Origin of the sequence: Comamonas sp. JUb58 (genome assembly GCF_004364775.1) — a bacterium.
Lineage (GTDB): Bacteria > Pseudomonadota > Gammaproteobacteria > Burkholderiales > Burkholderiaceae_C > Comamonas.
This window is the reverse complement of the sequence record NZ_SOAL01000024.1, coordinates 25839-43586: the sequence shown is the minus strand read 5'-3', so window position 1 is coordinate 43586 and position 17748 is coordinate 25839. Positions and strand designations below refer to the sequence as shown.

Genomic DNA, 17748 nt, shown 5'->3' with positions numbered 1-17748 from the left:
CCCATCAGGCGCCTGCGCGCATCCAGTCCCGGGTCGCCCACCAAAACAGCAGCGCGGCGCCGCTGACCACCGCACCCAGCGCGCAAACGCCCAGCCAACCCGCATAGGCATAGATGCTGGTGGCGCTGATGGCCCCCAGCCCGCTGCCGACTGCATAGAACAGCATGTAGACGGCCACCACCCTGCTGTGCGCATCATTGCTGCGCGCAAAGATCAGGCCCTGGTTGCTGACATGCAAGGCTTGGCCGCCCAGGTCCAGCAGCACAATGCCCAGCACCAGGGCCGCTATCGCCCAGCGCGGGTCGGGCAGCCAGCCCAAACCGGCCAAGGGCAGCCAGGCCAGCAGCAGCGCCAGCAAGGCCCATAGCGATGCGCGCTGTGCCTGGCCCCTGTCCACCCAGCGCCCCGCCACGGTGGCCGCCAAGGCACCAGCAGCGCCCACCAGGCCAAACAGGCCAATGGCGCTGTGCGAAAAACCAAAGGGCGCCGCGCGCAGCGGCAGCACCAGGCTGCTCCAGAAAATGCTGAACGCGGCAAACATCAGCAAGGCCAGCACGCCACGCACCTGCAGGACCCGGTCGCGCCGCAGCAGGCTGCCCATCGATGCCACCAACTGGCCATAGCCCAGATTGGATGGCCGATGCGCCAGCACCGGCAGCCACCACCACAGAGGCAAGGCCATCGCCAGCATCAGCGCTGCTGAGGCCATATAGACGCTGCGCCAGCCCCAGGCGTCGCCCACAGCCCCCGCCAACACCCGCGCCAGCAGCAGGCCGATGAAGACCCCGCTTTGCGCGCCGCCCACGACCCGGCCCTGGGCATCAGGTGGTGCCGCGCTGGCGGCGTAGGCGATCAGGCCCTGGGTCATCGCCGTGCCGAGCAAGCCCACTGCCAGCATCGCCGCCATCAAGCAGGGCGCAGATGGCGCCCAAGCCACCGCCAGCAACGCCAGCACCAGGGCCAGCAACTGCCAGGCCATCAAGGGCCGCCGGTTGACCCGGTCGCCCAGCGGCACCAGCAGCAGCAAGGCCAGGGCGGATCCCAGCTGCGTGGCCGTAATGACGCCACCCACGGCAGCCAGCGGTATGCCCAGGTCCTGCGCGACCGCATCCAGCAAGGGCTGGGCGTAGTAGACATTGGCCACGCTGGCGCCAGCAGCCACGGCAAACAGGCCTACCAGGCCAGGCGGCACGGCAGCGCGCTGGGCCTGCGGGCCCGGGGTATCAACGCAAGAAGAAGAAGTCATCGCCAATCTAGTTTTAATTTAAAACCAGATTGATTCTAGGCATTCCAGTTTTAAAATGCAACTTGATTGACCGGAACTTGGAGAACCGCACATGACCTCGCCTGAGCCCTGCCCTGTTGCGCGCGCCTTGGATGCCATTGGCGACCGCTGGTCGCTGTTGATCGTGCGGGATGCCTTTGATGGGGTGCAGCGCTTTGGGGATTTGCAGCGCAACCTGGGCATGGCGCGCAATATCCTGAGCGACCGCCTGCGCAAGCTGGTGGATGCGGGTGTGCTGCAGACGCAGCCCGCATCCGACGGCAGTGCCTACCAGGAATATGCGCTGACGGCCAAGGGCCTGGGCCTGTTCCCGGTGGTGGTGGCGCTGCGCCAATGGGGGGAGGACCAGCTGTTTGCGCCCGGCGAGGTGCATTCGAGCCTGGTGGAAAAAGCCAGCGGCCAGCCGGTAGCCCGCATGCAACCAAAGACCGCCGATGGCCAGGTGCTGGCGCCCGATGCTGCGATGGTGCGCAAGCTGGGCTAGCCGACCTGGCTGGGCCAGCGACCGGCAACCGACACCGGCTTACTTGCCGACCAGGTCGCTCAGCTTCTGGGCTTCAAACTCGGCTTCGCGCTGCGCATCGCAAGGCACGCAATCGCCCACCTTGCTTTGCACCGACAGCTTCTCGATGGCCGCCCAGAGCATGGTGATCTGCTGCTCATGGCCGGCCGCGCTGTCGATGATGCCGCGCATGGCCTTGGACAGCGGGTCATCCTCTTGCGTCACGCCGTAGGCGGCAAACTTCTGGTCTGTCTGCGCTGCAGTGACATCGGCACTGGCGCCCTGGCGCGAGGCAATGATGCGGGCGGGAATGCCCACGGCCGTGGCACCTGCAGGCACGGGCTTGATGACCACGGCATTGCTGCCGATCTTGGCGCCATCACCAACCTCAAAACCGCCCAGCACCTTGGCACCCGCAGCCACCACCACGTTCTTGCCCAAGGTGGGATGGCGCTTGGCGCCCTTGTAGAGCGTGGTGCCGCCCAGGGTAACGCCGTGGTAGATGGTGCAGCCGTCGCCCACCACCGCGGTCTCACCAATCACGACACCCATGCCATGGTCGATAAAGACATTGCGGCCGATCTGCGCGCCCGGGTGGATCTCGATGCCGGTCAGCCAGCGGGCCAGGTGCGAGATGAAACGGCCCGTCCATTTGAAGCCATGGTTCCAGCACCAGTGCGCGGGGCGCTGCATCCAGATCGCATGCAGACCGGGATAACAGGTGACAACCTCCCAACGGCTGCGGGCAGCAGGATCGCGGTCGAGGATGCACTGAATATCGGAACGCAGGCGGTCAAGCATGGAAACAATGGTTATATAAGTATTCGAGGGCCCGCCAGTCTAGCGTTTTGTGGCCTCGGCCGTACGCAGCATGGCCTTGGCAACACCTCTCAGTATGTGGATTTCTTCCTGGGTCAGTTGCGCGCGGTTGAACATCTGGTTGAGCCGGGGCATCAGCTTCTTGGGGGCATCCAGGTCCAGAAAGCCGATCTCGGCCAGCGCCTGCTGCCAATGCGCCAGCATGCCTGCCACCTGCTGGGCATCGGCCCGCTCGCCGCGCGCCGCCACATCGCTCACGCCATAGCCGCCCAGTGCCTGGCGCCAGTCATAGGCCACCACCTGCACGGCCGAGGCCAGGTTCAGCGAGCCAAAATCCGGATTGGTCGGAATCGACAGCGCCACATTGCAGCGGTACACATCCTCATTGGCCATGCCATAGCGTTCGCAGCCAAACAAAAAGGCGACGCCGGTCTCGCCGCTGGGGTTGGCGGCTGTGGCGTCGCTGGCTGCATCGCTAGCTGCGGGGCTGGTGTCTTCATCCAGCGGAGCCGGCCCAGGCTGGGCCGCGAGCGCGCCCTGCAGCAGCAGCGCAAAATGCTCGCGCGGCGTGCGGGCCGGTGGGCCAAAGTCACGCGGGGTCATGGCGGTGGCGCAGAGGTGGCTCATGCCATCCAAGGCCTCCTCCACCGACTGCACAATGCGGCAGTTGGCCAGCACATCCAGTGCACCGCTGGCGCGTTGGATGGTTTCTTCCTTGCGCAGCACATTGCTCCAGCGCGGGCGCACCAGCACCAGGTCATCGAAACCCATGGTCTTGATGGCACGGGCGGCAGCGCCCACATTGCCGGCATGGCTGGTTTCAATCAGAACAAAACGGGTTTTCATAGACAGGTCGAGCAAAAAGGGGCATGCACCAGCGAAAAAAATCGAGCGCAGGTACAATCTAGCCCCTATTGTCGCTGCCGCATCGCCGGCCGCGATCTACAAGCCGCTCTTGCCCCAGCGTTTCGCAGCGTTTTTGCTGCCCCACTTACGCCCACACAATTTATGTCGTCCTCCTCCCTGCACCCCATGCTCAACATGGCCATCAAGGCCGCTCGCGCTGCTGGCGCCATCATCAACCGTGCCGCGCTTGACGTGGAATCGGTGCGGGTTTCGACCAAACAGGTGAACGACTTTGTGACCGAAGTGGACCAGGCCTCCGAGCAAGCGATCATCGAGACCTTGCTGACCGCCTACCCTGACCACGGCATCCTCGCCGAAGAATCGGGCAACGAATACGGCAACCCCCGCTCCAACCACATCTGGATCATCGATCCGCTGGACGGCACCACCAACTTCATCCACGGCTTCCCCGTCTACTGCGTCAGCATCGCGCTGGCCGTGAACGGCCGCATCGAGCAAGCCGTCGTGTACGACCCCACCCGCAACGACCTGTTCACCGCCACCCGTGGCCGTGGCGCCTTCCTGAACGAGCGCCGCATCCGCGTGTCCAAGCGCACCCTGCTGCGCGACACCCTGATCACCACCGGCTTCCCCTTCCGTCCGGGCGACAACTTCAAGCAGTACATGGCCATGCTGGGCGATGTGATGCAGCGCACCAGCGGCGTGCGCCGCCCCGGCGCAGCGGCACTGGACCTGGCCTATGTGGCCGCTGGTTTCAGCGATGGTTTCTTTGAAACGGGCCTGAGCATCTGGGACGTGGCAGCCGGCTCGCTGCTGGTGACCGAGGCCGGCGGCCTGGTCGGCAACTTCACCGGTGAAGCCGACTTCCTGGAGCAACGCGAAGTGCTGGCCGGCACGCCCCGCATCTACGGCCAGCTGGTGCCTATCCTGGCCAAGTACAGCAAGTTTGCCAGCGCGGGTGACAAGGCCGGCGTGCGCCAGGCCCTGAACGACGACGGCGCCGAGCCCGCTGCGGACACCCCCGCCGAGCCAGACGCCGAGCAAGCCGAGTAAATCTCCGCGCTCCCTTACGACAAAGCCCGCAGGCCATGCCTGCGGGCTTTGTCTTTGGGCGATCAGAAAGTAGTCTAGCGATCAGTTGCCAAACACAATCTGGGCAATCACGCCGGAGGCAATGGCCACCAGCAGGTAGTCACCGCCATTCTGGATCCAGTGGTAACCGCGCGGAGGCGAGCTCAGGCGGTGGCCGCGCCAGTCGTTGACCACATAGCCATGCGCCCGGTACTGGGGCGGCACGCGCGAGCCCTTGACCCAGCGGTGGTCCGGCCCGGCACCCCGGTGGTTGCGCGCATCAGGCCGGTGCGAATCATGGCGGCGATCGGGCTGCGCATGGCCCCGGTCGTCATAGCGGTGGGAATCCTGCGGAGGGCGCGGCTGGGCATGCACGCCCACTGCACCAGCACCCATGGTTGCCACCAAGGCAGCGACTGCGATCCGATTTGTCCATGTAGTCATTGAGGACCTCCTATCCTTGTATTGCCACAAGGCACCACTGCCTTGCTTGCGGTTCATGATGGCCCAAGCTGCAGTGCAAAGCGGTAGGAATCGGCCAGCTTTACTGAGATTTTCAAGGCGCTGCGATGGGCTTTACATTCGCATCGGGGTGTTAAATCTCTTCAAAATCGCTGCCGCTCATACTGCCATTGCAGGCATGGCAGAGCGCTCATGCTGGGGCGAATCTCCCTGGCATTACCTCGTTATGCATGCGAGTGGTTGCCAACTTACACCGCCAATTACGTTAATATGCTCACCCCACCCAGGCCCTGTGGGCCCCGACCAGCCTTGTATGATGCGCATTGCGGCCAGAGACAGACCGGCGCATGGCGCCCTGCCCCTGGTGCGACAGCGTTCAGGCTAGCCTTTACAGGCCGATGCCGCCCCCCCATCACCCCTGCCATGCCAAGTTGGATTCATACCAACCGACACCAATAGATGAGTTCAAACCAAATGGAAAATCCAACGCTTACGAAAGCCGATTTTTCATCGCACACGCCCATGATGCAGCAGTACCACGCTGCAAAAGTGGAGCACCCCAACACCCTGCTGTTCTACCGCATGGGGGATTTTTACGAGCTGTTTTATGGCGATGCCGAGAAGGCCGCCCAGCTGCTCAATATCACCTTGACCCAACGCGGCCAGTCGGCCGGCCAGCCGATTCCGATGGCGGGCGTGCCCTTCCATGCGCTGGAGAACTACCTGGGCCGCTTGCTCAAGCTCGGCGAATCGGTAGCGATCTGCGAGCAGGTGGGCGAAGTGGGGGCCAGCAAGGGGCCGGTGGACCGCAAGGTGGTGCGCGTGGTGACGCCTGGCACGGTGACCGACAGCGAGCTGATGAGCGACAAGGCCGAAGCCATGCTGCTGGTGGTGCACCAGGCGCAGCGCGCCCGCTGTGGCCTGGCCTGGCTGAGCGTGACCCAGGGCAAGATTTTTCTGGCCGAGTGCACCCATGAAGAACTGCCCGCCTGGATTGCGCGCATTGCCCCCAGCGAAGTGGCCTACAGCGCCGGTGCCTCGCAGCGCTTTGAGCAATCGCTGTACCAGCTGCGCAGCAGCGGTGTGCTGACCTGCCCGCTGGCGCTGCGCCCCGATTGGCAGTTTGACGAAAAGCTGGGCGAGCGCAAGCTGCTGGAGCAGCTGGGCGCCGCCAGCCTGCAGGCCTGGAATGCGCAGACCCTGTATGCCGCCCACGCGGCCGCTGGCGCGCTGCTCACCTATGCCGAGCACACCCAGGGCCGCAACCTGCCCCATGTGCAGACCATCCATGTGGTGCGCGACGATGCACTGATCTACCTGCCGGCGACCACGCGCCGCAACCTGGAACTGGTCAAGACCTTGCGCGGTGAGGACGGCCCGACCTTGTTCTCGCTGATCGATACCTGCCAGACCGGCATGGGCAGCCGCTTGCTCAAGAGCTGGTTGCTCGAACCCAGCCGCGACCGCAGCGATGCGCGTGCGCGCCTGGGCGCCATCAGCGTGCTGCGCGGCGACAGCGACACGCTCTCTGCCGCACCCTGGCAGATTCTGCGCACCGAGCTCAAAGGCGTCTCCGATGTGGAGCGCATCACTGCCCGCATCGCCCTGCGCCAGGTGCGCCCGCGCGAGCTGGTGGCGCTGGGCTTGACCTTGCAAAAGGCGCAGCAGCTGGCACGCAATGCCGCCGCACCTGCGCCCTTGCTGGGCGAGATTTTTGAAGCGCTGCAGCCGCCCTTGGATGCGATGGAACTGCTGATTCGCGCCATCGACCCCGAGCCCGCGGCGCTGGTGCGCGATGGCGGCGTCATCGCCAATGGTTTTGACAGCGAGCTGGACGAGCTGCGCGCCATCCAGACCAACTGCGATGCCTTTTTGCTGGACCTGGAGACGCGCGAGAAAGCGCGCACCGGCATCAGCAACCTGCGCGTGCAGTTCAACAAGGTGCATGGCTTCTATATCGAGGTCACCAGCAGCCACAAGGACAAGGTGCCCGACGACTACCGCCGCCGCCAGACCTTGAAGAACGCCGAGCGCTTCATCACGCCCGAGCTCAAGACCTTTGAGGACAAGGCGCTGTCGGCCCAGGAACGCGCCTTGCAGCGCGAGAAATGGCTGTACGAGCAGGTGCTGGACCAGTTGCAGCCGCATGTCAGCGCCCTGACCCGCGTGGGCCAGGCCATTGCATCGCTGGATGCGCTGTGCGCGCTGGCCGAGCGCTCATTGACCCTGAACTGGTGCGCCCCGCAGTTTGTGCCCGAGCCCTGCATCGACATCGACGCGGGCCGCCACCCGGTGGTGGAAGCACGCCTGGCCGAGACCTCCAACGCTTCGTTCATCGCCAACAACACGCGGCTGTCGAGCCTGCAGCGCCTGCAGATCATCACCGGCCCCAACATGGGCGGTAAATCGACCTATATGCGCCAGGTGGCGCTGATTGCGCTGCTGGCCAGCATGGGCAGCTATGTGCCTGCCACGCGCTGCCTGCTGGGGCCGATCGACGCGATCCACACCCGCATCGGCGCGGCCGATGACCTGGCCAATGCCCAGTCCACCTTCATGCTGGAGATGACCGAGGCCGCGCAGATTCTGCACGCCGCCACGCCTTACAGCCTGGTGCTGATGGACGAGATTGGCCGGGGCACCAGCACCTTTGATGGCCTGGCGCTGGCCAGCGGCATTGCCACGCACCTGCATGACAAGACCAAGGCCCTGGCCTTGTTCGCCACCCATTATTTTGAGCTGACCGAGCTGCCAGCCAAGGCCAAGCATGCGATCAACATGCATGTGGCCGCGACCGAAGCGGGCAGCGACATTGTGTTTTTGCATGAGCTGCAACCGGGCCCTGCCAGCCGCAGCTATGGCGTGCAGGTGGCCAAGCTCGCCGGCATGCCTGCGCCCGTGCTCAGCCATGCCCGCCATGCGCTGGCCGCGCTGGAATCGCGCCAGCAGGCAGGCGACTCCCAGGTGGACCTGTTTGCCCAACCGGCCTCGGCCGAAACCGCAACACCCAGCGCCGTCGAGGCGCAATTGCGCGAGCTGCAGCCGGACACGTTGACACCGCGCGACGCACTCGATCTACTGTATTCACTCAAGCGACTCGCTGACAAGTCATGACCTATTGTGTAGCCATCAAGCTGAACGCCGGCCTGGTGTTCCTCTCCGACTCCCGAACCAATGCGGGCCTGGACCATATCAGCACCTTCCGCAAGATGATGGTGTACGAGAAGCGCGGCGAGCGCTTCATGGTGCTGCTGTCTGCCGGCAATCTGTCGATCTCGCAATCGGTGCGCGAGATTCTGCAGACCCAGCAGCTCGAAGACGAGAACGGCGGCCCGCCCATCACCATCTGGAACGCCAAGAGCATGTTTGACGCGACGCGCGTGCTGGGTGCTGCCGTGCGCCATATCCAGGAGCGCGACGGCAAGGCGCTGGAGCGCGCGGGCGTGGACTTCAACTGCAGCCTGGTGTTTGGTGGCCAGATCGCTGGCGAGAGCCCGCGCCTGTTCCAGGTCTACTCGGCCGGCAACTTTATCGAGGCCACGGCCGAGACGCCCTACTTCCAGATCGGCGAGGCGAAGTACGGCAAGCCCGTGCTGGACCGCGTGCTGACCCCCACCACGCCCCTCAACGAAGCGGCCAAGTGCGCGCTGGTCTCCATGGACAGCACGCTCAAATCCAACCTGTCGGTGGGCCTGCCGCTGGACTTGGTGGTCTACGACACCGACGAACTCGGCTGCGACAATATCGCCTGCATCGACGAGTTCAACCAGTACTTCCGCATGGTGCGCAACACCTGGGGCGACAAGCTGCGCCAGGCTTTTGACAGCATCGAAGACCCGCACTGGGACAGCGGCGACAACGCCGCCTCGATCCAGCCGGACAGCAGCGCCATTCGGCCGGTGAAGAAGATCACCAACTCCAACGTGATGCTGTAAAGCGCGGCTGCAGCGCGGGCTCACCAGAGCCCAGCGCTGGCACTCAGGCGTGCACCAGGTTGGGGTTCTGCGCCAGTTGCTGGGCAATCGCGCGGCAGGTGCGCAACAGGGGCTGGATGTAGGCGGCCTGCACATCCTCACGCTGGCGGAACAGCAAGGTGCTGACGCTGATGGCGGCCACGGGGCTGCCGTCCGGCCCCAGCACTGCGGCGCCAAAGCAGTAAATGCCCTCTTCATTCTCTTGCGCATCGGTGGACCAACCGCGTTGGCGCACCTCGTCCACCTGGCGTTGCAGCGCCTGCGCATCGCCCACCGTCTGCGCCGTCAGCGGCGCATAGCCCAGTTCGGCCATCAGCGCAGTGGCATCGGCGGGCGGCAGCGCGGCCAGGTAGGCCTTGCCAACGGCGGTGGAGTACAGATTCACGCTGGTGCCAATGCGCGATGACATCTGCACGGCACTGTCGCTCTCCAGCTTTTCGATATAGACCATGCTGTGGCCCGAGGGCACGGCGAAATGGATGGTCTCCTGCGTGGCATCGCGCAGATCACGCAGCGCCTGCGTTGCGGCCATGCGCAGGCCCGAGCGGCTCCAGCTGCGGCTGGCCAGTTGCACCAGGCGCGGGCCGAGGGTCCAGCAGCGCGTGGTCCCCACTTCTACCAGCATGCGCTCGGCTTGCAAGGCCGCCACAATGCGGTGGACCGTCGGGCGCGGAAAACCCGTCGCCTTGGCCATCTCGGCAATACCCAGGGGCTCGCTGCCATCTGCCACCAATTGCAGCACGCGCATGAACTTGGAAAACGCTGCCGTGCCGGCAACACTGCTTTCAGAAGACGAAGTAGCCATGTTTGCATCCCATACTGCGCCGTAGCATACCCCAGCACAGGGTGGTTAGCGGTCGCCAGCCGCATGCACTGCGCGGTCTCCTGCCATGTGGTGGGTACAGAGACCAAAGCATTCTTCTTTTCCATAGGCATGCGGTTCGATCCCTTCAACGGCGATGCCTTCCGAATGATCCCTACGGAAAATCCATAGCCATCATCGCGACAGCCCGCTACCATGTCGCATCCCCCCACGATCCAGTTCCCGCTCTGCCATGCGCTTTGACCTGCAAGACCTGCGCCTTTTTGTCCATACCCTGGAGTCCGGCACCATCACCCAGGGGGCCGAGCGCTGCCATATCACCTTGGCATCGGCCAGCGAGCGCATCCGGGGCATGGAGACGGTGCTGGGCGCGCCCTTGCTCCACCGCAGCAAGCGCGGGGTCACAGCGACCGAAGCGGGTGCCGTGCTGCTGCCCCATGCGCGCCGCATGCTGCTGCAGATGGAGCAGTTGGCGGGAGACATGCAGGCCTTTGGCCAGGGCCTGGGCACGCGCATCGAGCTGCTGGCCAATACCTCGGCAATCAGCGAGCATTTGATTGCACCCTTGGGCGCCTTTATGCAGGCTAACCCGCAGCTGCGCCTGGAGCTGCGCGAATGCACCAGCGATGCGATTGCGCGCGCGCTGATGGCCGGTGAAGCCGATATGGGCGTGCTCTCCAACGCCGTGCCTGCGGGCAGCCTGCACACCCAGGTCTGGCGCGATGACCCGCTGGTGCTGCTGGGCCCAACGCGCCTTTTGGCCGCCCTGCCCCAGGATGTGCAGCTGAACCACCTGAAGGACATTGCACTGCTCGGCCTGCTGCCCCAGCATGCGCTGCACCAGCTGATGGCCGCGCAGGCGCTGCAGGCGGGGGTCGCCCTGCGCTACCGCGCACTGGCCCCGCACCTGGAGGCCCTGTGCGACTGGGTCGCCATGGGCCTGGGCGCTGCGCTGGTGCCACGCACTGCTGCCGAATGCGCCACCTTGCGCTGGCCCCAGGCCCGGCTGCGCCTGCGGCCGCTGAGCGTTGACTGGGCCGCGCGCCAGCTGGTGCTGGCCTGCCGCGACCCGGCCCAGCTGCCGCCCCAGGCGCTGCAGCTGTGGACGTTTTTGCAAGAAGCAGCGCATTAAGCAGCAGCCCCTAGCCATTCGCCGCTTGCACGCACCCCAGCCAACCTCCGGATAGCCGACGGCCTGCCCGGCCTTTGCGCCAGGCGGGCCGATCTTGTGCAACACTTGCGCGCTTATGTTTTCTCGCCTCTCTGTTTACCTGGCGCCAGTGCTGCTGTGCGCCGCCGCCCCTGCCCTGGCTGCAGGCTTTGATGACTGCCCGCAGTTCTTCTCGGGCAAGCCGCCCAGCACCAACGCCTATGGCCAGTTGCGGCCGCTGTGCTTTGAAGAGTTCGCGGTGCTGCACTCAGGCCAGACCAAGACGCCGATCTTTGTGGCCCAGCGCCTGAACGCCCGCATGCTGGAGCAGGCCAAGGACCTGAAGCGCAGCGACAAGTTCTACCCCGAGGCGCGCCTGCCCGAGCGCGAACGCGCCCAGCTGTCGGACTACAAGCGCTCCGGCCTCAGCCGTGGCCATATGGCGGCTGCCGGTGACATGAGCACCAAGTACGGCAAGGCCCAAAGCTATTCGCTGGCCAATATGGTGCCGCAGGACCCGACCCAGAACGGCAAGTCCTGGTCGCAGATCGAGCAGGACACGCGCAGCTATATCCGCCGCGCCAAGGGCGATGTCTTTGTAATCACCGGCCCGGTGTTTGGCAAGCAGCACCGCAGCATTGGCGACGGTCAGGTCTGGGTGCCCGATGCCGTGTTCAAGATGGTCTACGACCCGGCCACCGGCCAGCGCTGGGTGCATCTGCAGGACAACCAGCCATCGACCAAGGCCGGCAAGCCCCTGAGCTATGAAGAGTTTGTGCAGCGCACGGGCATTCGCCTGCTGGACTGAGCACCGCCCTTCCACCCACAAAAAGGCCCATGCTGCAGTGCGCAGGCATGGGCCTTTTTTGCGGGTGAATGCTGCAGATCAGTGGTCGTTGGCGGCATCCAAAAACGCCGTACCTTCGGTCAGCGGCGCAAAGCGGTAAGACGCAGGGGTGCGGCTCAGCTTGACCGGGGCGCCCAGGCCGGTGTAGTCGCCCATCTTCACGACCATCTCGCGGTGCGCGGTGTGCGGGGCTTGCAAGGCCTGCTCCACATTCAGCACCGGCGCGGCGGGCACGCCGATGGCCATCAGGTCCTCGGCCAGTTGAACGCCATCATGCGCGGCAAAGGCCTGTTCGAGCAGCGGCTTGAGCACATCGCGGTTGACCGAGCGCTGGCCGGCGGTGGCAAAGCGGCTGTCGTCGGCCAGGGCCTCCTGCCCCAGGTGCTGGCACATCAGGCGGAACTGGCGGTCATTGCCCACCGCCAGAAAGATCGGCGCCTTGCCGGTGTTCACGACATCGTAGGGGTAGATGTTGGGATGGGCATTGCCGGAGCGGCCGGGGATCTTGCCGTTCATGAACCAGTTGGCGGCATGCGGGTGCAGCAGCGAGATACCGGCGTCATACAGCGAGGCATCGACCAGCTGGCCCAGGCCGCTGCGGCCGCGCTCATGCAGCGCCAGCAGTACACCGATCACGGCATTGAGGCCGGTGACCATGTCGACCACCGGCAGGCCCACGCGCAGCGGGTCGCGATCGGCCTCGCCGTTGATGCTCATCAGCCCGGCCATGGCCTGGATGGCGGCGTCATAACCGGGCAGGCTGCCCAACGGTCCATCGGCACCAAAGCCGGTGACGCGGCACCAGACCAGGTGCGGAAACTCCTGCTGCATTTGCTCGTAGCCGATGCCCCATTTCTCCATCGTGCCGGTCTTGAAGTTCTCGACCACCACATCGGCCTGCGCCATCAAGGCGCGCACCTGGGCCTGGCCTTCGGCGCTGGCCAGGTCCATGAACTGCACGCGCTTGTTGCGGTTCAGGCCCAGGTAGTACGAGGCCACGCCATCGCGGAACGGCGGGCCCCAGCTGCGCGTATCGTCGCCTTGCGGCGGCTCGACCTTGAGCACATCGGCGCCATGGTCGCCCAGGATCTGGCCGCACAGCGGCCCGCCCAGAATGCGCGAGAGATCGAGCACCTTGATGCCCTGCAAAGCGCCAACATTGGTCGCCTGTGTTGTTGTCATGGTCCGTTTTCCGATTGGTCAGTCCAGCGTCACACCCGACTGCTGAACCACTGCCTGCCATTTGTCCACTTCGGTGCCGATAAAGCGCCCCAGGTAGGCAGGCGAGCGATCGGGCGATGCCTCCAGGCCCTGCGCAGCAAAGGCCTTTTTCACACTGTCCGAATCCAGTGCCTTGGAGAAGGCCTGGTTGAGCACCTGCACGCGCTCGGGCGGCGTGCCCTTGGGGGCGACAACACCGAAGAAAACACTCACGTCATACCCGGCCATGCCCTGCTCGGCCACGGTGGGAATGTCGGGCAAGGCACTGGAGCGGCGCGCGGTGGCCACGCCCAGCGGCTTGACCTTGCCAGCCTTGATATAGGGCATGGCCGTGAGGATATCCGTAAAGCTCATGTCGACCTGTCCCGCCAGCAAATCATTGAGCGCCGGGCCTGTGCCCTTGTAGGGAATGTGCTGCAGCTTGGTGCCCGCCAGGTTGTTGAACATGACCCCGGCCAGGTGCGATGAAGCGCCATTGCCCGATGACGCGAAATTGAGCTTGCCAGGATGGGCCTTGTCCAACGCGATCAGGCCTTGCACGTTGTCAGCCGGCAGGCTGGCCTTCACCACCAGGATATTGGGCAGGTAGCCCACATAGATGACGGGCGCGTAGCTGGTGCGCGGGTCGTAGCTGATGGATTTGTACAGGCTCTTGTTGATCGCCAGCGGACCCGAGGTGCCGAACATGATGGTGTAGCCATCGGGCTTGGCGCGCGCCACATACTCGGCGCCGATATTGCCGCCCGCGCCCGCGCGGTTCTCCACCACCACGCTCTGGCCCAGCTCGCGCGTCAGCTCTGTCGCCAGAATCCGGGCCATCGCATCGGTGGGGCCACCGGGTGGGAAAGGCACGGTGAACATGATCGGGCGGTCGGGAAATTTGTCAGCGGCCTGCGCCGACGCCATACCCAGTCCTGCCAGGCCAGCGAGCGCGAGCGCCGCCGCGTTCAAGGAAAATTTTTGCATTTTGTCTCCATGTATTGAGGGATGCAGGTCTGGTGCCTGCTTGTTGATAAGGATGTCTCTGCCGATCTGCCGATCTGCCGATCTGCGGATCGGCTGATCTGCGAATCAGGCCAGCCAATCCTGCGGAATGGCTTCGCTGGCCAGCGGATCGCGCGGCAGCACCCGGTGCAGCAGCACCAGTTGCGACAGGCGCAAGCGCTCGGCCGAGTCGATCTGGCCGGCTTCCCAGGCCATCGCAATCGCGGTGGTGCAGTTGTACAGACCGGTGGCGGCCTGGCGGGCCAGCACCGCGCCGCCGTCTTGCGCGGCACGCTCGGCCAGCGCGCTGGCGCGGGCCAATGCGGCATCCAGCGCATCGCGGTAACCTGCGCTGATGCGGCAGTCCGCCAGCAGGCCTTGCAGATAGGCCTGCAGCACCGGCAGCGAGCCCTCGCGCTGGATGGCGCGCACGACATCGAGCGCGACGATATTGCTGGTGCCTTCCCAGATGGAGCCCAGGTGGGCATCGCGCACCAGGCGCGGGTCCGTCCATTCCTCGATATAGCCGCAGCCGCCGCGCACTTCCATCGCGTCGCCGGTCACCTTGCGCGCATCGCGGCAGGCGCGGAACTTGATCATCGGCGTCAGGATGCGCAGCAGCGCATAGGCCTCCTTGTCGCCCGCGTCAGAGCGCATCAGGGTCTGCGCAGTCTGGAACACCATGGAGCGCGCCTGCTCGGCGGGCACGCGCAGCTTGTCCAGCTGGCGCTGCATCAGCGGCATATCCTGCAGGCGCTTGCCAAAGGCCACGCGCTCGCTGGCCACAAACTCGGCCTCGGCCACCGCGCGGCGCATCATGCCGGCCGAGCGCACGCCGTTGGACAGGCGCGAGTTGTTGACCATATCGGCCATCTGCACAAAGCCCCGGCCCTGCTCGCCGATCAGGTAGGCAATCGCGCCTTCCATGCGGATCTCGCCGCTGGCCATCGACTTGGTGCCCAGCTTGTCCTTGAGCCGAATAATGCGGTAGTGGTTCTGGCTGCCGTCATCCAGCTTGCGGGGCAGCAGGAACAGCGAGATGCCCTTCATGCCAGCGGGTGCGCCTTCCACACGGGCCAGCACCATCGCAAACTCGGCATCGGGGTTGGAGCAGAACCACTTGTCGCCCGTCACCCGCCAGCTGCCATCGGCCTGTGGCTGGGCCAGGGTCTGGGTGTTGGAGATGTCGGAGCCGGCCGCCTGCTCGGTCATGAACATGGCGCCCTGGGCCTGGCTGTCCCAGTCCAGCGACAGCAGCTGCGGCAGGTACTTGGCGACCAGCTCCGGCGCACCGAATTTCTTCAAGGTGCGGGTCAGCGAGTCGGTCATCGACAAGGGGCAGCAGAGGCCAAACTCGGACTGCACGAACAGATAGGTCAGCGCATATTTGACGATGGGCGGCATCTTGCCCTGCCAGCCCAGCATGTCGTCGCGGTGCGAGATCGCCTGCAGACCAAATTCACCATAGGCGATGCGCTCCAGCTCTTCATAGGCCGGGTGCTTGATGATGCGCTGGCGGTCTTCACCGGCACGGCTGCGGTGCTCCAGGGTGGGCGGGTTCTTGTCGGCAATGCTGGCCAGCTCGTCGATGCGGCCGCCGGCCAGCGCGCCCATGCGCTGCAGATAGGGCTGCAGATGGGCCAGCAAATCGGCAGGCAGGTAAAGCTGCAAGAGCTGCTGCAAGGCCGGGTCGGTGCTGTAGAAATTGCTGCCGTGGCGATCAGGCACGGGGTGGGCATGGGCTTGTGCTACCTGCGCCATGGCGCTGCGCTGGGATGGGTCCGTTGCGGACATGCGGGTCTCCTGATGGCGGGGCTGGCGGCGCGGTGCTGGGGAGGGACTGCGCTGCCAGCCCGCGGGTTAGGCGTTTTTTGTGCGTGGGTTCGCGCTCTGGTCGCGAGGTTTTGCGCCATTTCAGCAGCCGCCGCTATTCGCGTCAAATATTATTAAAATCTTTATCGATACGTATTAAATATAGTTAGGAGCACCCCATGGAGCTGCGGCTGCTGAACTACTTCGCAACCCTGGCGGAAGAGCTGCACTTCAGCCGCGCGGCCCAGCGCCTGTCCATCTCGCAGCCGCCGCTGTCGGTCGCCATCCGCCAGCTGGAGGAAGAGATCGGCGCCGCACTGTTTGAGCGCAGCAGCAAGGGCGTGCGCCTGACCGCCGCCGGCGCCCACCTGCTGCCACGCGCACGCCAGCTGCTGGCGCTGGCCGGGCAGGCGGTGCAGGAGACGCGGGATGTGGGCCAGGGCGTCAGCGGCCATCTGCGCCTGGGTTTTGTGGGCTCGGCGCTGTACCGGGGCGTGCCCCAGGCGCTGGCCCATTTTCAGCACGCGCATCCGCAGGTGCGCATCGACATGCGCGAGCTCAACAGCGCCGAGCAGCTGCTGGGCCTGCAGCAGGCTGAGCTGGACATGGGCCTGGTGCATTCGGTGATGCTGCCCGAAGGCCTGCGCAGCCAGCTGCTGATGCAAGAGCCCTTTGTGGCCTGCCTGCCAAGCCAGCATGCGTTGGCCGGCCATGCGGTGCTGAATTTGGCACAGCTCAAGCATGAGCGCCTGGTGCTGTTCTCCAGCGCCGTGTCTCCGCTCTACCACCAGCGCATCTACCAGATGTGCATGGCCCATGGCTTTGCACCCGAGGTGCGGCACGAGGTGCGGCACTGGTTGTCGGTGCTGTCGCTGGTGTCGCTGGGCCAGGGCTCGGCCATTGTGCCGGCCGCGCTGCAGCGCGTGGGCATGCCCGATGTAGTGTTCATCCCGCTGATGGGCGAGCAGCCGCAGTCCGAGCTGCTGGCCGTCTGGCGCAGCCAGCCGGACAATCCGCTGGTGCACAAGCTGCTGCTCAGCCTGCAATCGGCCGTGCAGGCGGTGGCGCAAGGCGCTTGATCAAGCCGTGTGGCCGCTCAGCACGGTGCGCAGCAGCAAGTCATCGAGCGGCCCAAAGTCCACGCTCGGTGTCTGCGGCGCGGGTGCGGCCTCCAGCTGCGCCAAGGTGGTCTCGATAAAGGCATTGAGCACCGGCATCGCAGCACCATGCTCGGACTCCTTGGCCGCGCGCTTGACCTCCAGCAGCGCCGCAATCGCATCGAGCACCGCCGGGTCGACGACGGTGCCATCGACCAGATCCTGGAAGCGCATCGGCGCCACACCCCGGCCTTCGGACACCCACAGGCAGGCCAGCAGCGGGCGCAGCACATACAGGTATTTTTTGAGCCGCACCGTCTCGCCCTGCAAGTACTCGCGGTAGTTTTTGCGTGCCATGTGCAGGTAGTGGTAGTGCGTGCGCTCGGGCAGGTGCACGCGTTCGATGGCCGCTCGCATGTCGGCAACAAACAGCGGATCGGCCTGGTAGACCACGGGCGAATCAAACCATTCGATCAAGGTGGCATTGCCCTTTTTGAGCAGGCCCAGCGCCTTGCGCAGCTCCCAGCCGTTGACATCGAAGACATCGGAGATAGGCAGCTCGATCACATCGCGCTGCTCGCTGACGCTCAGGTACCAGGGCAGGCGCGGCGCGTAGATGAAGCGCACATCGTAGTCACTGTCGGGCGATGCAAAACCCCAGCCCCGGCTGCCGGACTCGCAGGCAAACAGGATGCGCACCTGGTGCTCGATCTCGATCTGCGCCAGTTTGGCCTCGATGTCGGCGCGCACCGCCGGGTCGATGGGGTGCACTTGCGCTTGCCAGGCTTCGGATGGGTTCATGCTCGCTCCCTTCAAAACCTCTGATCTTGCCAG

Annotated in this window: 16 protein-coding genes; 7 read left to right on the top strand and 9 right to left on the bottom strand. The window is 65.1% G+C overall.

The window, feature by feature from the left end; all coding sequences use genetic code 11:
- Positions 1-4: 4 nt before the first annotated feature.
- Positions 5-1246, bottom strand: a complete 1242-nt coding sequence (locus EDF71_RS21625; RefSeq protein ID WP_133858603.1) for an MFS transporter — start codon at positions 1244-1246, stop codon at positions 5-7.
- Between the two features lie 91 nt (positions 1247-1337).
- Here EDF71_RS21625 and EDF71_RS21620 point away from each other — a divergent pair, with 91 nt between their 5' ends.
- Positions 1338-1769 carry a helix-turn-helix domain-containing protein gene (locus tag EDF71_RS21620; RefSeq protein WP_133858602.1) on the top strand — a complete coding sequence of 144 codons (432 nt, stop codon included), beginning with the start codon at positions 1338-1340 and terminating at the stop codon, positions 1767-1769.
- Positions 1770-1808: 39 nt separating this feature from the next.
- Here the strand turns inward: EDF71_RS21620 and cysE are convergent, their stop codons facing one another.
- A complete protein-coding gene (cysE, locus tag EDF71_RS21615) occupies positions 1809-2588 on the bottom strand; it encodes a serine O-acetyltransferase (RefSeq protein ID WP_133858601.1) in 780 nt (259 codons plus the stop codon).
- A gap of 39 nt (positions 2589-2627) precedes the next feature.
- Positions 2628-3452 (bottom strand): RNA methyltransferase, encoded by an 825-nt coding sequence (locus EDF71_RS21610; protein ID WP_133858600.1) that lies wholly within the window; start codon positions 3450-3452, stop codon positions 2628-2630.
- A 162-nt stretch (positions 3453-3614) separates the two neighbouring features.
- Here EDF71_RS21610 and EDF71_RS21605 point away from each other — a divergent pair, with 162 nt between their 5' ends.
- Positions 3615-4526: an inositol monophosphatase family protein gene (locus tag EDF71_RS21605; protein WP_133858599.1), complete on the top strand. Its 912-nt coding sequence runs from the start codon at positions 3615-3617 to the stop codon at positions 4524-4526.
- Positions 4527-4607: 81 nt separating this feature from the next.
- Here the strand turns inward: EDF71_RS21605 and EDF71_RS21600 are convergent, their stop codons facing one another.
- Positions 4608-4988, bottom strand: coding sequence for an RcnB family protein (locus EDF71_RS21600; RefSeq protein ID WP_133858598.1), 381 nt, complete (start codon positions 4986-4988; stop codon positions 4608-4610).
- Positions 4989-5528: 540 nt separating this feature from the next.
- Between EDF71_RS21600 and mutS the strand changes: the two genes are divergently transcribed.
- Both mutS and EDF71_RS21590 read left to right on the top strand, forming a co-directional pair.
- The gene (gene mutS, locus EDF71_RS21595; RefSeq protein WP_133858630.1) at positions 5529-8120 is read left to right on the top strand and encodes a DNA mismatch repair protein MutS; all 2592 of its coding nucleotides are present in this window, start codon (positions 5529-5531) and stop codon (positions 8118-8120) included.
- A complete protein-coding gene (locus EDF71_RS21590) occupies positions 8117-8941 on the top strand; it encodes a proteasome-type protease (RefSeq protein WP_133858597.1) in 825 nt (274 codons plus the stop codon). Before mutS ends, EDF71_RS21590 begins: the two co-directional genes overlap by 4 nt.
- 43 nt (positions 8942-8984) lie before the next feature.
- On the opposite strand, the gene EDF71_RS21585 is transcribed toward EDF71_RS21590, so the two are convergent.
- Positions 8985-9785 carry an IclR family transcriptional regulator gene (locus tag EDF71_RS21585; protein ID WP_133858596.1) on the bottom strand — a complete coding sequence of 267 codons (801 nt, stop codon included), beginning with the start codon at positions 9783-9785 and terminating at the stop codon, positions 8985-8987.
- 250 nt (positions 9786-10035) lie between these two features.
- Between EDF71_RS21585 and EDF71_RS21580 the strand changes: the two genes are divergently transcribed.
- Both EDF71_RS21580 and EDF71_RS21575 read left to right on the top strand, forming a co-directional pair.
- On the top strand, positions 10036-10935 hold the full coding sequence (locus EDF71_RS21580) for a LysR substrate-binding domain-containing protein (protein WP_133858595.1): 900 nt from the start codon (positions 10036-10038) through the stop codon (positions 10933-10935).
- A gap of 115 nt (positions 10936-11050) precedes the next feature.
- Positions 11051-11761, top strand: a complete 711-nt coding sequence (locus EDF71_RS21575; protein ID WP_133858594.1) for a DNA/RNA non-specific endonuclease — start codon at positions 11051-11053, stop codon at positions 11759-11761.
- Positions 11762-11839: 78 nt separating this feature from the next.
- On the opposite strand, the gene EDF71_RS21570 is transcribed toward EDF71_RS21575, so the two are convergent.
- From EDF71_RS21570 to EDF71_RS21560, 3 genes are all read right to left on the bottom strand, one after another.
- A complete protein-coding gene (locus tag EDF71_RS21570) occupies positions 11840-12982 on the bottom strand; it encodes a CoA transferase (protein ID WP_133858593.1) in 1143 nt (380 codons plus the stop codon).
- Positions 12983-13000: 18 nt separating this feature from the next.
- On the bottom strand, positions 13001-13927 hold the full coding sequence (locus tag EDF71_RS21565; RefSeq protein WP_243854396.1) for a tripartite tricarboxylate transporter substrate binding protein: 927 nt from the start codon (positions 13925-13927) through the stop codon (positions 13001-13003).
- 165 nt (positions 13928-14092) lie between these two features.
- Positions 14093-15799 carry an acyl-CoA dehydrogenase family protein gene (locus tag EDF71_RS21560; protein ID WP_133858591.1) on the bottom strand — a complete coding sequence of 569 codons (1707 nt, stop codon included), beginning with the start codon at positions 15797-15799 and terminating at the stop codon, positions 14093-14095.
- A 197-nt stretch (positions 15800-15996) separates the two neighbouring features.
- Between EDF71_RS21560 and EDF71_RS21555 the strand changes: the two genes are divergently transcribed.
- Complete coding sequence (locus tag EDF71_RS21555; protein WP_133858590.1) at positions 15997-16896, top strand: LysR family transcriptional regulator; 900 nt, start codon at positions 15997-15999, stop codon at positions 16894-16896.
- On the opposite strand, the gene EDF71_RS21550 is transcribed toward EDF71_RS21555, so the two are convergent.
- Positions 16897-17715: a nucleotidyltransferase domain-containing protein gene (locus EDF71_RS21550; protein WP_133858589.1), complete on the bottom strand. Its 819-nt coding sequence runs from the start codon at positions 17713-17715 to the stop codon at positions 16897-16899.
- Positions 17716-17748: the final 33 nt, after the last annotated feature.

Coding starts and splice junctions, on each gene's coding strand:
- EDF71_RS21625 (WP_133858603.1), bottom strand. CDS start 1,246: ATGACTTCTTCTTCTTGCGTTGATACCCCGGGCCCGCAGGCCCAGCGC.
- EDF71_RS21620 (WP_133858602.1), top strand. CDS start 1,338: ATGACCTCGCCTGAGCCCTGCCCTGTTGCGCGCGCCTTGGATGCCATT.
- cysE (WP_133858601.1), bottom strand. CDS start 2,588: ATGCTTGACCGCCTGCGTTCCGATATTCAGTGCATCCTCGACCGCGAT.
- EDF71_RS21610 (WP_133858600.1), bottom strand. CDS start 3,452: ATGAAAACCCGTTTTGTTCTGATTGAAACCAGCCATGCCGGCAATGTG.
- EDF71_RS21605 (WP_133858599.1), top strand. CDS start 3,615: ATGTCGTCCTCCTCCCTGCACCCCATGCTCAACATGGCCATCAAGGCC.
- EDF71_RS21600 (WP_133858598.1), bottom strand. CDS start 4,988: ATGACTACATGGACAAATCGGATCGCAGTCGCTGCCTTGGTGGCAACC.
- mutS (WP_133858630.1), top strand. CDS start 5,529: ATGATGCAGCAGTACCACGCTGCAAAAGTGGAGCACCCCAACACCCTG.
- EDF71_RS21590 (WP_133858597.1), top strand. CDS start 8,117: ATGACCTATTGTGTAGCCATCAAGCTGAACGCCGGCCTGGTGTTCCTC.
- EDF71_RS21585 (WP_133858596.1), bottom strand. CDS start 9,785: ATGGCTACTTCGTCTTCTGAAAGCAGTGTTGCCGGCACGGCAGCGTTT.
- EDF71_RS21580 (WP_133858595.1), top strand. CDS start 10,036: ATGCGCTTTGACCTGCAAGACCTGCGCCTTTTTGTCCATACCCTGGAG.
- EDF71_RS21575 (WP_133858594.1), top strand. CDS start 11,051: ATGTTTTCTCGCCTCTCTGTTTACCTGGCGCCAGTGCTGCTGTGCGCC.
- EDF71_RS21570 (WP_133858593.1), bottom strand. CDS start 12,982: ATGACAACAACACAGGCGACCAATGTTGGCGCTTTGCAGGGCATCAAG.
- EDF71_RS21565 (WP_243854396.1), bottom strand. CDS start 13,927: ATGGCGTCGGCGCAGGCCGCTGACAAATTTCCCGACCGCCCGATCATG.
- EDF71_RS21560 (WP_133858591.1), bottom strand. CDS start 15,799: ATGTCCGCAACGGACCCATCCCAGCGCAGCGCCATGGCGCAGGTAGCA.
- EDF71_RS21555 (WP_133858590.1), top strand. CDS start 15,997: ATGGAGCTGCGGCTGCTGAACTACTTCGCAACCCTGGCGGAAGAGCTG.
- EDF71_RS21550 (WP_133858589.1), bottom strand. CDS start 17,715: ATGAACCCATCCGAAGCCTGGCAAGCGCAAGTGCACCCCATCGACCCG.